Origin of the sequence: Streptomyces griseus (genome assembly GCF_001715295.1) — a bacterium.
Taxonomy (GTDB): Bacteria; Actinomycetota; Actinomycetes; order Streptomycetales; family Streptomycetaceae; genus Streptomyces; species Streptomyces griseus_G.
This window is the reverse complement of the sequence record NZ_MDKB01000002.1, coordinates 1,448,313-1,462,870: the sequence shown is the minus strand read 5'-3', so window position 1 is coordinate 1,462,870 and position 14,558 is coordinate 1,448,313. Positions and strand designations below refer to the sequence as shown.

Sequence of the window (14,558 nt, the reverse complement as noted above, 5' to 3'; positions counted from 1 at the left end):
ATCGGGGCGTAGCGGCTCCTGCTACGCGGGGGAGACCAGGAGCGGACGCGCCCGTTCCCTCAGCTCCGCCACGCGGGGCTCGTCCCCGTACGGTTCGAGACGGTGGAGCAGGTCGCGTACGTACTCGGTGGTGCGCGCCGAGGAGATGCGTCCCGCCACCTCGACCGCGCGCGTCCCCGCCGCGCAGGCCGCGTCGAGGTTGCCCGACTCGAGCTCCGCGACCGCCGACACGACGAGCCGCAGTCCGTGCGAGCGGACGAACTCCTCGGTGGGCCTGGACAGCGCCTGCTCGGTGAAGCGCCGCACCTGGCGGGGGGCCTTCAGGTCGCGGTAGCACTCGGCGGCGTCGGCGGCGAACCGGTCGTACGAGTAGAAGCCGAGCCAGGACGGGTCGCTGTCCCCGGCCCGGGAGCGCTCCAGCCAGCTCTCGGCCGCCCGGAGCGCGGCACCGGCGGCCGCTGCGTCGGACGCCTTCGCGTGGGCGCGCGCCTCCACGAGCCGGAAGAAGCTCATGGTCCGTGCGGTGGCCAGGCCCCGGTTGCGCTCGACGGCCGCCTGGGCGAGGTCCACGCCCTCGTCGGCGAAGCCCCGGTAGGTGGCCTGCAGGGACATCGACGCCAGGACGTAGCCGCCGAGCGGGACGTCGGCGGCGGCACGGGCCAGGCGCAGCGCCTGGATGTAGTAGCGCTGGGCGGCTTCCTGCTGGCCGGTGTCGAACGCCATCCAGCCGGCGAGCCGGGTCAGTTCGGCCGAGGCCCCGAACAGGGCCCGGCCCACCTCGTCGCTGTACGAGCCCAGCAGCAGCGGTGCGGCGTCGACGCGTAAGCACTCCGGGACCATGGAGGAGCGCCAGTCCCCGCCGCCGTACTTCGAGTCCCAGCGGCGCGCGTCCTGGGCGGCCTCGCGCAGTTTGGCCACGTCGCTGTGGCCGACCCGCAGGAGCGAGGCGTCGGACACCGTCTCCGGGCCCGGCTGGAGGGGTACGCCAGGCATCCCCCCGTGCGCCCCGGATGCGCCCTGGCCGCCCAGGAGCGCGGCCCGCGCGGCCGTCGAGTCCCGTGCGACGGACGCGTCGGCGGACGTGATGAGCCACCGGGAGGCCGGGGTGGCGTACGCGCTCACCGAGAAGGAGCCCGCCAGCGACTGCCAGATCCCGCCACCTCCCCGGCGTCCGGCCAGGTCCAGCCGGTAGAGATCGGTCGCCGACCGTACGGCCTCGCCCACATCGCGGGGGAAGGCGAGGCCCACCTCGGGCGCGGGATCGGCGTCGGCGAGCCCGATCTCGTGCAGCGGCACCGGACGGCCGAGTTTCGCCCCTATCGCGGCGGCGATGAGGTGGGGCGCCGCGCCTTGCGGCACCATCCCCTTGGCGACCCAGCGGGCCACCGACGTCTTGTCGTACCGAAGAGTCAGGCCGCGCTGCGCTCCGAGGTCGTTGACCCGCCGGGCGAGGCCGGCGTTGCTGATTCCCGCGAGGGCGAGAACCGTGCCGAGCTTCTCGTTCGGCCCGCGTTGCTCCCTGGACATGCGTCACCCCTCGACACACAGACGGCCGCCGCGTCACCGTGAGGCGCGCGGCATTCGTACCGTGTTCTCCCCCGGTACGGTCCCCGGCACTCCGGCCGCACACGCATTTGGCCGAGCCCCGTGGAATATGCCGCACCGCTGAGAACATCAGTCAACACAGCGTAGTTCGCCGCATCCTTACCGTTAAGGGGCAGACGTCCGTATGGCGGGAAAGTCGTCAACCTGGGCGGAGTGCGCCCTCGGCGCCGGCCGCCGCGACGGAAGGCCCACGGCGGCGTCCGCGGCAGCGGTCGCGAAGTCGCGCGCGGGAGCACGGCGCGGGCGCCCGCGGCACGGAGCCGGAGGCCCACCGTGCCGACCTGCGGCGTCGTGCACCTGGTGTGTGGCCGTGCGCCCGGCCGTGCGCTCTGCCCCGGCCGGTGGGCGGCGGCTTCCATGGATGACGCGTGGGTCGGCCCGCTGCACTGGACTCAGCGGGCTGGGGGAGATCGCCGCCCCATCCCCGCGGGCGGCGAACCGGTCCGGGAGGTGACGAACACCTCCCGGACCGTGCGCGGAAGGGCAGCTCAGGGGGCGGACGTGGTGGCCGGCGCACCGGGGGGACGCGCCGGCCACCACCGTGTCCGGCCCGCCACGGGGCGGGGCGCGAGGGTCCCGGCTCCCTGCTCCGGCGGACGTGCCGGGGTCCTCGGAGGTCCTGCCGGCCTCGTGGTCAGCTGCGGGACCGCCGGATCTTTCCGGGGTCGCACGGACCGTCCGGGGCGAAACGCGCGGTCATCGGCCGGGCGAAGAATGGCCGAATCGCGTCGGTCGGCCGGGGCTCCGGGAACGTGGCCGACTATGGCCGGATTACGTCGGTTCCCCAGCACGGGCGACGACGGGCCCGGCGAACGGCCACTGTGGAGCAACTCCTCGACCCGGCGGCCCTCTTGCCGGGAGATCCGGAGTGCGGCACCCGGGTCTGTGCCAGGGGCGCATGCACATCCGGTGTGCGCCGCCCGTACCCCCTCCTGGGCGCCGCTGTCGTGGCAGCATGTCCCGCAGCGGCGTTCCCGTGTCCTGGCACGCCGGTTCGTCCACAGCCTGTGGAGGCGGCGATGCGTTGGTTGGTGGGGTGGAGCAGTATCGCCGCGCGCTTCGGCACCGTCGGCTCGGTCGGGCGGCACGGGGAGGAGCGCACCGTCCACCCCGTGGGCTCCCAACTCCTGTGGGGCGACCCGGATCCGCTCTGGGCCGTGGGTGACTGGCGGCCGGACGAGATCCGCATCATCTCGGCCGCCACGCCGGAAGGCGCGCCCACCGCCCGGCTCGCCGTCCTCGGCTGCTGCGGTGCCACCGACGAACAGCTCCGCGTAGGCCTGCTGGCCGCGCGGGGCGGAGCGCTGCGGCATCTCACGGCCTGGGCGGGCAGTTACACGGCCGTCGTCCAGATCGGACGCCGCATCACCGTCACCGGGGACCTCGCCGGAGCCCGCCCCGTCTTCCACACCCCGTGGGCCAACGGCACCGCGTACGCCACCGCAGCCCTCCCGCTCGCCGACCTCATCGAGGCCCAGCTGGACATCGGGCACCTCGCCGCGCTCCTCGCCTGCCCCGAGACCCCGGAGGCCCTCGGCGACGGCACCCCGTACGAGGGGGTGAAGCGGGTCCCGCCGGGCCACGCGCTGATCCTCCGGGAGGGCTCGCGCGAGGTCACCGGATACGAGGCGGTGGCCTCGCTCGCCGTCGCGGCCCCCCAGACCGACCCGGTGAGCGCCGTGGAGGGTGTGCGCGACGCCTTGGTCGAAGCCGTACGGGCCCGGCTCACCGCCCCGCGCCACGCCCCGGAGACCCTGCCGCCCGACCCCGGGCCCGTCCCCGGCATGGGCCCCGCCGACCGCCGCGCGGCCCGTGGAGCGCCCGTACCCGGCATCGGGGCCGACCTCTCCGGCGGCAGCGCGTCCGCCACGCTCGCGCTGCTGGCCGCCGGGCTCCCTGGACTGCCCGGCACCGTCCTGGGCCACGGCACCGGGGCCGGCGAGCGGCTGCTCGCCGTCACCTTCAACGACCTGACCGCGCAGGGCCTCGAGGACGAGATGGAGCGCGCCCGCGTCATCGCGTCCAATCCCCGCCTCCACCACGTGGTCGTGGCGGCGGGCGAGGAGGCGCTGCCGTACGCGTCACTGGAGAACGGCCCGCTCACCGACGAACCCGCTCCCTCCCTGGTCGTCGCCGAACGCCACCGCCGCCGGTTGGCCGCCGGGAGCGCCGACCACTTCGTCGGCCACGGCGCGCGCCAGGTGCTCGACGCGCACCCCGCACGTCTGGCCGACCTCCTCATGGACCGGCGCAGACGCCACCTCCTGCGGCCCGTCGCCGCGCTGGCCCGCGCCGAAGGGCCCTCCGCACACTCCCTGTTCGTCCCGCTCGCCGTGTACCGCGCCGCCCGCAGGCTGGCCCGTACGTCCTACCGCTCCGGACTCGAGACGGCGGCGGGTCTGCTGCCCGACGCCAACCGCTACGCACCCGACCTGGCCACCCCCGCGGACGCCTCGCTCGCCTCCCTGGCCTGGTCACGCCCCGGGCCGGCCGCGCGCTGGCTCACCGGGGAGGCACTCGCGGAAGTATCGGCCCGCCTTCAGGAGGCGGCGTTCCGGCCCGCCTCCGTACAGCGGCCGGGGGAGGCCCGCGCCCGCGCGGCCCTGGCCCGGCACGCGGCCGGCCAGCGGATCCTCGAGCAGGCGGCGGAGATCCGCAGTCAGCGGCTGCACGCCCCGTTCCTCGACAACCAGGTCGTGCGGGCCGCCCGGGCCCTTCCCGAATCCCTGCGGGTCCAGCCGGGGGCCAGGGCGGCGATCCTGCGCCGGGTGCTCGCGGGGGCGGGGATCCACGACCTGCCGTCCGGCTGGGGGACCCCCTCCCAGGCCACCTCGACCGCGGCGGGCCGCATCGGGCTGCGGGCCGCGCTCCCGGAGCTGATGGCGCTCTTCGACGCCCCGCTGCTGGCCGACGCGGGCCTGATCGAGGCGCGCGTCGTACGCAAGGCCCTGCGCGCGGCCTCCGAGGGTGAACCCCTCCCCTTGGACGGACTGGCCGAACTGGCCTCCACCGAGCTGTGGCTCCGCCGCCTGGTCACCCGCCGGGGCACCTGCTGGACGGGCACCGCGGCGCCGCGCCAACGGGCGGTAGCCGGCGGAGTGGTCCCGGCCCGCCGGACGCTGCAGCCCTGACGACCGGTCACCGCCCCGCTCACAGCGCCGCTCACGGGTACTCGGGGGCATCCTCGAGACGCAATCCTTGCCGTTCCCCTCAGGCCGGGCATGCCCCGTCCCACCCGCACGTGGTGCCGAGGGGGCTGTCGGGGCCTGGCCGCCCGCGGGGTGCCGAGTGAGGCTGCCGGGGCCTGCCCGACCGATGCCCGCGCCGACCACGGGGGTGGCAGGGGGCCGACCCTGGGGACAGGGCCCCGAGACGGAGGCCGGTCGCGAGCCTCCGGCCCGCCTCACCGCGCGGCTCAGCGACAGCTGATCACCGAGTCGGCCCAGTCGGCGAGGGCGACCCCGCCGAACGGTTCCGCCGGCTCCACGACGAGCCGGACGGAGGAGCGGCCGTCGATGGAGATGTCCACCGGCACCGCGGGGTCGCCGCCCCGCACCACGGGGGACCCCCAGAGCCGCGCACCGTCCCCGTCGACCACGGAGAAGCGCACCGCACCGAGCCCTTTCGTCATGTCGTCGACTCCGACCATCGCGCGGTACCGGGTGCACGGACGGTTGAGCCGGATGGTGACCGACGAGCGGGCGTGGGTGCTCACGCCGTGCGCGTACGTCGTGGAGCCGATCGACAACCCGGAGCGCTGCCAGAACACGCCCGTGCTCTCGCCGAGCACCACTTCGGGCCCGGTGTGGTCCCCGGCGACCGAGTACGCCAGCTCGCTCACCTGGAAAATGTCCGGCGCGGGAGGCGCGGGAGGCGCGGGAGGCGCGGGCTGAGCCGGCGTGGGCCGCGGTTCCGGCGGAGGGGCCGGTGCGGGCGGTTCGGACCGTGTCGGCGCGGGGGTCGGCTCCGGCGCCGGTGATGTGGGGCGGGGGGTCGGGGCGGCGGCCGGTTCGGACGGGGGTTCCGGCGTCGGGGCGGCGGGCGGTGCGGGGCGTCGCGGCTTCTCCTCAGGCGGGGCGGCCGGCGACGGTACGGCGGGTGCCACCACCGATGGCACGGTCGACGGCTTCGCCTCCGGGGCGGGGCGGTCGTCGCCCACCAGGGCCCACGCCAGCCCGGCCGCGACCGCGACGGCCACCGCGGCGGCGATCCCCGCCTTCACGGGGGCGCCGAGTCCTTCGGCGGCGGCCCCACCGGCCGTGCTCCCGGAGGAGGCACTGCCCGTGGCCGCCGAGGCCGCTCCGGCACCTGCCGCACCGGCCGCGCCCCCGGCTGCGATGCCGGCCGCCTTGACGGCGTGGCCCGCGGCGAACCAGCCGATGACGGCGACCGGGAGCAGGGCCGGGATCCCGGCGTTCACTCCGGCCAGCTCTCCGGCGGCGATACGGCACTTCGCGCACGCGTCGAGATGTTTGCGCAGTCCGCGCTCGGCCCGGCTCCGGAGACCGCCCCTGGCGTGGGCGCCGAGCCGGTCGGCATACCGGGCGCATTCACCGCCGGAGGTCAGCGCCCGGCTCACATGGGCCTGGAGATAGGCCTGCTTGAGGCCTTCCCGGGCCCGGACGGCCAGGACGGCCGTCGCGTTGGGCGTCAGGCCGAAGAGCGGCGCGACCTCGCTCGGCGACTCCTCCTCGACGGTGGTGTGCCACAACACGGCCTGCCAGCGCTCCGGGAGGCTGCGGAACGCCTGCATGGCCATCGACCGGTCCGCCTCCCGCATCGCCCGGACATCTGCGCCGAGATCGACGGTGTCGGCCTCCGAGAGCTCGGCTGTACGCGTGGCCTGTGTGGCGAACACGGCGAAGTCGTCGACGAGATGCTCGCGCCTGGCACTCCTTGTCCACGCGGCGGCGACATGCCGCAGAGCGGTCATGAGGTACGCCCGGACGGCTTCCTCGGGCCCCTTCCCGCCCCGCACGGCCTGCAACGTCCGTGCGAAGACCTCGGCCGTCAGGTCGTCGGCCGTGTGCGCGTCGCGGCAACAGGTACGGGCATAGCGGCGCACCGCGTCCGAGTGGCGCCGGAACAACTCCTCGTACGCCCGGTCGTCGCCGGCACGCATCCTCTGGATCAACTGGGCGTCGGACGGGGCGGTATCGGCGGATCCCCGGCGCCCTTCCCGCTGGAGAGGCACGGCGTACGCGATGCCGGTCTCCACGGTTCCGTCGTCGGCCTCGCGGGCGCGGTCCTCCACCGGCGCCGGCCAGGGGCCCGGAAGCACGGTGCCGCCCTCGGCGGGGACCTCCGGCCGTCCGCCGTCCGCCGACGTGGGCCGCCGGCCCGGGGCCGGCACGCCTGTCTCCGTGGCTCCGCCCGCGGCAGCGGTACCGTCGGCCGGTTCTCCCTGCTGCGCGTCACCGCTCATCGCGGAAGCCCCCGTGTGCACCCTCGGACCCGAATACCGGCCAAGAGTGCCACAGAGCCTCCCGACAGCGGACCTTCCGGCCGGGCAACCACTCGTCCGGGGGTTTTCCTGTACCAGCGGTGCTTGTCGTCACTCCATCGGGGAATCAACCCGTGTCGCGGCCGGGAGCGAACCCGCGTCGCGGCCGGGAGCCGATGACGCGCTCGGCCACGGCCCCACCGGCCCGCCGGCACGCGGCCGGCCACGGTCCCACCCGTAGGCCGGCACAGGCCGGCACCGGCCCGTGCACGCCGAGCCAGGGCGAGAGCGGCGGCGCCGGGACGGTACGGCAACCGCGGCGCGGTACCGACGCGATGCAGCCGCCGTCCCGGGCGGTTCCCGTCGCTCCGACGGTGAACGACGGCCTGCGACGTTTGACCGTGACCGGGGCGGGGCCGGGCCGGGCCGCCGGGTGGATCCCGCCCCGGCCGGCCGGCGCCCGCCTACACGGGCCGGGAGCGCAGACCCTCCAGCAGGATGTCCAGCAGGCGTGCCGAAGCGGCGGCATGGTGAGCGGGGTCCGGCAGCGCCGGTGCCGCCGTGGCGATGACCAGCAGCACATCGGCCACCGTCACGTCGCCCCGCAACTCCCCCGACTCGCGCGCCCGGTCGACCAGCCGCCCCACGACCTCCAGCAGTTCGGCCGCACCGGGATCGTCGGCAGGCACCTCACCGGTGCCCGCACGCTGCTCGACCGACCGCAACTCCGGCTCCCCGGCCTGCCGCTGATGCGGGACCCGTGTCCCGCCGTCATCCTCGGAGGAACCCGCCGCGACGGCCTGCTCCTCCGGGTCGGCCCCGACCCGGAGCACCTGCGGCGGCAGCAGACGGCCCGCCCCCGACGCCACGGAGGTCCGCAGGAAGCGGGAGAGAGCCGACCAGGGCTCGTCCTCCTGTCCCAGGGCCGCACGCGCCTGATCCGTGAGCCGGGAGGTCTCCTCATCGGCTATCCGACGCACCAGTACGTCCTTGCTCGGGAACCGGCGGTAGACGGTGCCGACCCCGACCCGGGCGCGGCGGGCCACGTCCTCCATCGGCGCGCCGTACCCCAGCTCGCCGAACACCTCACGCGCGGCGCGCAGGACGTGTTCCAGATTGCGCTGCGCGTCCACACGGAGCGGCGCCGAGCGCACCCCGCTGCCCCCCGGGGCGACCGCCCCGGCCAGTCCCACGGGACCCAACCGCCCGTGTCCCTCCGGAACAGAGGTCACAGCGTTCTGCCCATGCAAATCCTGAATGTGCATAACTTCCCCCGGTTATGGCGTCTCCCCCCGGAGACTTCCCCGCCGTGTCAGTCGGTGTGCGGATCTTCGTCCGAATCCGACACCCCGACGGGGTACGAACATAGTTGAGCCCGGCTCAATTCAGAAGAGGGTAGTTCCGCACGGAGCGCCCCCCGATCGGAGCAAGGACCGGTTGGACCCCGATTCGCCCCCCGGCGCCACCCTCTCCCGCCGCACCTGACCTGCGCCGCTGTCGCGCTCCGCGGCGATCCGGCCGCCGCGCCCCGTCGACGAGCTCCGGTCACACAATTTGCCGGGCCTGTGGACAAACACCGGACTCCGTTGCGTCATGGGATGGTGATGGCTCCAGATTCCCGGGGGACGGCCCCCGGCACCCGGCCGAAGGTGCGCATTCTCGTCGTCGGCGGCGGCTACGTCGGGATGTACACCGCGCTGCGACTCCAGCGGAGACTGGGGCACAGACTCAGGAGCGGCGAGGCCGAGGTCGTGGTCGTCACGCCGGAGCCGTACATGACGTACCAGCCGTTCCTCCCCGAAGCGGCCGCCGGCTCCCTCTCCCCGCGGCACGTGGTCGTACCGCTGCGCCGGGTCCTCAAGCACTGCACGATCGTCATCGGCGAGGCGGAACGCGTCGACCACGCCAAGCGCACCGCCACGGTCACGACGCTGGCCACCGGCGAGGACGGCACGGGCGCCCTCGAGATCCCGTACGACGAGATCGTCGTCGCGCCCGGGTCCGTCTCGCGCACCCTTCCGGTCCCCGGCCTCGCCGACTTCGGCATCGGCTTCAAGACCGTCGAGGAGGCCATCGGCCTGCGCAACCACGTCATCGAGCAGATGGACATCGCGTCCGCCACCCGCGACCCCGCCATCCGCGACGCCGCCCTCACCTTCGTCTTCGTCGGCGGGGGCTACGCGGGGGTCGAGGCCCTCGCCGAACTCGAGGACATGGCGCGCTACACGTCGCGGTACTACCACAACATCAAGCCCGCGGACCTGCGATGGATCCTGGTCGAGGCGACGGGCCGCATCCTGCCCGAAGTCGGGGAGACCATGGGGAAGTACGCCGTCAGGGAACTGCGGGGCCGCAACATCGACGTACGGCTCGACACCCGGCTGGAGAGCTGCGAGGGCCGGATCGCCGTACTCAGCGACGGCTCCCGCTTCCCGACCCGGACCCTGGTGTGGACCGCGGGCGTCAGACCCGCGCCGCTCCTCGCCGCCACCGACCTGCCCCTCACCGAGCGCGGCCGGATCCGCTGCACGGCCGCGCTCTCCGTGGACGGCGCCGAGCACGCCTGGGCCGCGGGGGACGCCGCGTCCGTACCCGACCTCAGCTCCTCCGAGCCGGGCACGGAAACCGCCCCGAACGCCCAGCACGCGGTGCGTCAGGCCAAGGTCCTCGCGGAGAACATCGTCCGCGCGCTCGCCGGACGGCCGACCGAGGACTACCGGTACTCCCACGCCGGGTCGGTCGCCTCGCTGGGACTGCACAAGGGAGTCGCCCACGTCTACGGCCGCAAGCTCAAGGGATACCCGGCCTGGCTCATGCACCGCGTCTACCACCTCAGCCGGGTACCGACGTTCAACCGGAAGGCGCGAGTCCTTGCCGAGTGGACCCTGGCCGGGCTGTTCAAACGGGAGATCGTCTCCCTCGGCTCGCTCGAACACCCGCGCGCCGAGTTCGCCCTCGCCGCCGGCGGCCACGCCCCCGTGGGGCGCCCCAGGAGCGAGCAGCCTCCGGGGCGTACCGGGGGCGAGGAGCACCGGGCGCACCCGGAGGACAACCCACCGGGGGAGGGCCCGCCGAGATCCTCGGGCTGATCCGCCGCCAGGCGCGTCTGCGTCCGCCGCCCGCCCCCGCACACGTCCTCCGGAACGACGGCTGGATGCCGACGGCCGTACGGATCCCGTACGGCACCTGTCAGTACGGTCGGCGACACTGGGCGTGTGACCATTGGTGTGGCCACACCTGCACAGAGTCACCCGGCCGCCGGTCACCTACAGTGACCGGCAGCGACGACCACAGCGCCTCCCCGGGACCCAGCCCTGGTGCCCCGGCCCGGCAGGAGTACCGGCGGGGGACCGGCACGACGCCAGCAGGACGAAGCAGCTCGCCCGAGCGGACCATACCGACACACGAGGCCAGAAATTCCGTGAACTTCACGCGCTGGAGCGCCCGCCTTCCCGGAACACAGCGTCGAGCCGCCGCGCGGGACGACCAGGGTTCCGTACCCGCAGCCCGCGCGGAGTCCGTACGGCCGAAGACCGCGTCCACGCCACCGGCCGGGACGCGCACCTCCGCCCCGGCGGCAGGCCCCTCCCTCGACGCCCTTCCGGCCGGCGAGATCCTCGGCCGGCTTCCCGCCCCGATCGCGCTGCTCCACGGCCCCGAGCACCGCATCACCTACGTCAACGACGCCTACGAGACGGCTTTCGGCCCCCGCCCCTGCGGTGTCCCCGCGTCCGAGGCCATGCCCGAGCTCGTCGAGCTGAGCCTGCTGCCCCTCCTGGACCAGGTCCTGCGCAGCGGCAGACCTCGTACGGTCAAGTCCCGCAAGGTCTCTGCCGGTCACTCGTACACCGTGACCTGCACCCCCCTGACCACCGGCGACGGCGAGGCGGGCGTGCTTCTCTACGCCACCGATGTCACCGACCACGCAGAAGCGGCGGAGCGGCTCCGTACCAGCGAACGACGCCACAGGCAGACGGCCGTCACCCTCCAGCGTTCCCTCCTTCCGCAGGACCTCGAACAGCCCGACGACCTGCGGATCGCGGCGACGTACCAGCCCGGCGGCACGGACGCGGCGGTCGGCGGCGACTGGTACGACGTCATCACCCTGGGCGCCGGACGCACCGCGCTCGTCATCGGTGACGTGATGGGGCGCGGTGTGCGCGCGGCGGCGGTCATGGGCCAACTCCGCACCGCGGTCCGCGCCTACGCCCGCCTCGACCTGCCGCCCCACGAGGTCCTCCAGCTCCTGGACGTCCTCGCCGCCGAGATCGACGCCAGTCAGATCGCCACCTGCGTCTACGCGGTCCACGACCCCAACGAGGGGCATCTCGTCTACGCCTCCGCGGGGCACCTGCCGATCCTCGTGTGCCACGAGGACGGGACGGTCCACCGGGCCGAGGACCCGACGGGGCCGCCGCTCGGCACGGGCGGCTGGGTCCACACCTCCGGGACGATCGGTCTGCCACCCGGCTCCACCGCCGTCCTCTACACCGACGGCCTGGTCGAACGGCGGAGCGAGGACATCGACGAGGGCGTCGCCTCCTTGGAGCGCGCCCTGTCGGGCGCCAAGGGGTCGCCCCAGGTGGTCTGCGACCGGCTCATCCGCTCCCTGGGAGTGACGGCGGAGCACGACGACGACGTCGCCGTGCTCGTCGTGCAGCACCCGGCGCGTACCGGGACGAGCGCGGAGCTCTTCCACAACGCCTCCCTCGAACTGCTCGGCGGCATCGAGGCCGCCCCCCGCGCCCGCGCCTTCGCCACCGGCGTCCTGACCTCCTGGCGTTTCCCCATGGAGCTCTGCGACCTGGGTGTACTCGCCGCGAGCGAGCTCGTGGCGAACTCGCTGCAGCACGGCACCCCGCCGATGCGCCTGGGGCTGCGCCGCACGGACCGCCGGCTGATCATCGAGGTGACCGACGGGGACGACCACCTGCCGCGCCGCCGCCGCGCGGAACCGGTGGACGAGGCGGGCCGCGGTATCTCCATCGTCGCGACGATCGCCTCGTCCTGGGGCTCCCGCCGCACCCCGGGAGGCGGGAAGGCGGTCTGGTGCGAATTCGCCCTCCCGGACTGAGCCGCGCGGCAGTGCCGGCTCAGTGAGCGGCGGCGGGCGCCGTGACCGGCTCGCTCTCCGGCAGGGACACGGCCACCACACGTGAGGGTGCGGCCGCGAGCGACGGTTTGTCCTGCACGGGAGTGAGCTGCCGTCCCAGCTTGAGGGCCAGCGCGGTGATGCCGAGCGAGAAGAGCACGAACGTCACGATGTACGGACCGTGGAGCGAGGCCCCCATGGGCCCGCCCACGGCCGGCCCGACCGCCAGCGCCAGCTGCTTCACCAGCGCGAAGGCCGAGTTGTACTGCCCGACCATGGAATCCGGTGCAAGATCGGCGACGAGCGGCGCCACCGTCGGCGACAACATCGCCTCACCCAGCCCGAACAGCGCGTACGTCGAGATCATCGCGGCGGTGGCCATGGTCCGGCTGCCGTGTCCGAGGCCCGCGTACCCGGCCACGATCCAGGCGACGGCCCAGATCAGACCGACCCACGCGATGACCCGGCTGCGCCGCCGCCGCTCCACGAGACGGAGCACGACGAACTGCGCGGCGACGATGACCGCCGTGTTGGCGGCCAGCGCGACACCCAGGGTCGACGGGGCGATTCCGGCGGCCTCGGTGCCGTAGGCCGCGAGGCCCGACTCGAACTGCCCGTAGCAGGCGAAGAAGATCACGAAGCCCAGCACACACAGCTGGACCATGGCCTTGTGGGACAGCAGCGTCTGCAGCCCCGCCTTCGGTGCCGCCTCGCCCGTGGGCCTGGCGTCCGTGACGGACGGGGAGTGCGGCATGCGCACGGTCGCCGCGACGACGCCGAGCACCACGAACATCGCCGCTTCGATCAGGAACAGCAGCGTGAAGCTCGACGGACGGTCCACATCGACCAGCTGCCCGCCGACCAGACCACCGATACCGAGGCCCAGGTTCTGCAGGAAGAACTGCATGGCGAAGGCGCGCGTCCGGGTCGTGGGGCTCGAACACCACACCAGCATCGTCGCCAGGGCCGGCTGCATCACCGCGGTACCCGCGCCGAGCACCGCGGCCGACAGGACGGCGGTCGTCACACTGCTCGCCACTCCCAGCGCGGCAGCACCCGCGGCGGCCGCGGCCGACGCCGCGATCAGCACGGGCAGCGGCCCGCGCCGGTCGATGGCCCGGCCGGTGAACGGCAGGACGGCCAGAGCTGCCATGGCGAAGACTGCCAGTACGACACCCGCCGTACCGGCACCAAGATCCCGCACCTGCGCCACGTAGACGTACAGATACGGAACGGTGAACCCGAGCCCGAACGCGCTCAACGCGCTGCCCGTCTGGATCCGCCGCAGCGCTGCGCCCATCTCCCTGGTCACACTCACCTACCTCAAGACTCGAAGAACGTTGAAGAACACGAACTCGTAGACTTTAGCACTAAAATTAGAAGGTGAAAACTACAGCTTGAAGGACTTCGATGCCCGTGGGTGGCGTGCGATACTGCCCGCCATGTCTGACACCTCCGAGCAGTCCGAGCTTCCGGAACCGGGCCTGGACGAGCAGATCGCGGCCTACCAGCGCGAGTTCCAGGACCTCGACCCCCAGGTCGAGCAGGTGGTCTCGGCCCTGGGCCGGCTGAACCGCCGGATGAACGTGGCGTACGGCAGGCAGCTCGCCGCCCTCGGTATCAGCAACACCGAATGGGAGGTCCTCAAGACCCTGGTGCTGGCCGGCGCTCCGTACCGCATGGGCCCCGGCGAGCTCGCGAAGCGTCTTGGGCTCACCCCGGCAGCGATGACCCACCGCATCGACCGGATGGCGGGCGAGGGCCTGGTCACCCGGGACCGGGACGAGAACAACCGGGTGCGTGTCATCGTCGAACTCACCGACGACGGCCGTACGAAGTGGCTCGAGGCCATGCGGATGGCCACGGCCTTCGAGGGGGACCTCCTCCAGGACCTGACGGGCGACGAGCGCGGCGCTCTGGGCGAGATCCTGATCCGGCTCCTGCGCCGCGTCGAGCACGCACAGCCGGACGCCGGCGGCCGGCTCACCGACCTGGACTGACCGGCCGAAGATGGGGGCGAGAGGCTGAGTTGACACCGCTTCCCCGGATCCGTAAGGTTCTTCGAGTTGTCACGGAGTCGGTACGCATCCGCGACGAACGATCCCGCCGCGCATGCGGCAACCAAAACTCTGCACGACCTCCCACCGGAGAGAATTTCGGCATGCCGAAATTCATTTCGAAGGCCCGATTATGAGCCGCCGGGAGAATCCGCTAGAGTTTGAGCGTCGGAACGGCCCAACGGCCGGGAAGACGAAACCCGCTGACTGGGAATCAGGCCCGAAAGGATCTGATAGAGTCGGAATCGCCGGAAAGGGAAACGCGAAAGCGAAGAACTGGAAAGCAGCCCGCTTCGACCGGGAATCGGACACGAAAGAGTCTGATAGAGTCGGAAACGCAAGAACGAAGGGAAGCGCCCGG

The 14,558-nt window shown here is 73.5% G+C and carries 8 protein-coding genes; 4 read left to right on the top strand and 4 right to left on the bottom strand.

The annotated features are described in order from the left end of the window. Nucleotides 1-21 precede the first annotated feature (21 nt). Nucleotides 22-1,527 (bottom strand): sporulation protein, encoded by a 1,506-nt coding sequence (locus BA175_RS13140; protein ID WP_069171469.1) that lies wholly within the window; start codon nt 1,525-1,527, stop codon nt 22-24. Nucleotides 1,528-2,624: 1,097 nt separating this feature from the next. Here BA175_RS13140 and BA175_RS13135 point away from each other — a divergent pair. Then, nucleotides 2,625-4,736, top strand: a complete 2,112-nt coding sequence (locus BA175_RS13135) for an asparagine synthase-related protein (protein WP_107407557.1) — start codon at nt 2,625-2,627, stop codon at nt 4,734-4,736. 284 nt (nt 4,737-5,020) lie between these two features. Here the strand turns inward: BA175_RS13135 and BA175_RS13130 are convergent, their stop codons facing one another. After that, on the bottom strand, nt 5,021-7,030 hold the full coding sequence (locus BA175_RS13130; protein ID WP_069171467.1) for a sigma-70 family RNA polymerase sigma factor: 2,010 nt from the start codon (nt 7,028-7,030) through the stop codon (nt 5,021-5,023). A gap of 482 nt (nt 7,031-7,512) precedes the next feature. Then, nucleotides 7,513-8,313, bottom strand: a complete 801-nt coding sequence (locus BA175_RS13125) for a TetR/AcrR family transcriptional regulator (protein ID WP_069171466.1) — start codon at nt 8,311-8,313, stop codon at nt 7,513-7,515. 333 nt (nt 8,314-8,646) lie between these two features. Here BA175_RS13125 and BA175_RS13120 point away from each other — a divergent pair, with 333 nt between their 5' ends. Both BA175_RS13120 and BA175_RS13115 read left to right on the top strand, forming a co-directional pair. Next, nucleotides 8,647-10,137, top strand: coding sequence for an NAD(P)/FAD-dependent oxidoreductase (locus BA175_RS13120; RefSeq protein ID WP_254667860.1), 1,491 nt, complete (start codon nt 8,647-8,649; stop codon nt 10,135-10,137). 332 nt (nt 10,138-10,469) lie between these two features. Further along, the gene (locus BA175_RS13115; RefSeq protein ID WP_069171465.1) at nt 10,470-12,122 is read left to right on the top strand and encodes an ATP-binding SpoIIE family protein phosphatase; all 1,653 of its coding nucleotides are present in this window, start codon (nt 10,470-10,472) and stop codon (nt 12,120-12,122) included. Nucleotides 12,123-12,141: 19 nt separating this feature from the next. On the opposite strand, the gene BA175_RS13110 is transcribed toward BA175_RS13115, so the two are convergent. Further along, a complete protein-coding gene (locus tag BA175_RS13110) occupies nt 12,142-13,440 on the bottom strand; it encodes an MFS transporter (protein ID WP_069171464.1) in 1,299 nt (432 codons plus the stop codon). A 142-nt stretch (nt 13,441-13,582) separates the two neighbouring features. Here BA175_RS13110 and BA175_RS13105 point away from each other — a divergent pair, with 142 nt between their 5' ends. Then, complete coding sequence (locus BA175_RS13105; protein WP_069172091.1) at nt 13,583-14,140, top strand: MarR family winged helix-turn-helix transcriptional regulator; 558 nt, start codon at nt 13,583-13,585, stop codon at nt 14,138-14,140. The last annotated feature ends 418 nt before the right edge of the window (nt 14,141-14,558 follow it).

What these genes read in the sequence shown, in the direction of transcription:
- BA175_RS13140 (WP_069171469.1), bottom strand. Translation starts at nt 1,527, where the DNA reads ATGTCCAGGGAGCAACGCGGGCCGAACGAGAAGCTCGGCACGGTTCTC.
- BA175_RS13135 (WP_107407557.1), top strand. Translation starts at nt 2,625, where the DNA reads ATGCGTTGGTTGGTGGGGTGGAGCAGTATCGCCGCGCGCTTCGGCACC.
- BA175_RS13130 (WP_069171467.1), bottom strand. Translation starts at nt 7,030, where the DNA reads ATGAGCGGTGACGCGCAGCAGGGAGAACCGGCCGACGGTACCGCTGCC.
- BA175_RS13125 (WP_069171466.1), bottom strand. Translation starts at nt 8,313, where the DNA reads ATGCACATTCAGGATTTGCATGGGCAGAACGCTGTGACCTCTGTTCCG.
- BA175_RS13120 (WP_254667860.1), top strand. Translation starts at nt 8,647, where the DNA reads ATGGTGATGGCTCCAGATTCCCGGGGGACGGCCCCCGGCACCCGGCCG.
- BA175_RS13110 (WP_069171464.1), bottom strand. Translation starts at nt 13,440, where the DNA reads ATGGGCGCAGCGCTGCGGCGGATCCAGACGGGCAGCGCGTTGAGCGCG.
- BA175_RS13105 (WP_069172091.1), top strand. Translation starts at nt 13,583, where the DNA reads ATGTCTGACACCTCCGAGCAGTCCGAGCTTCCGGAACCGGGCCTGGAC.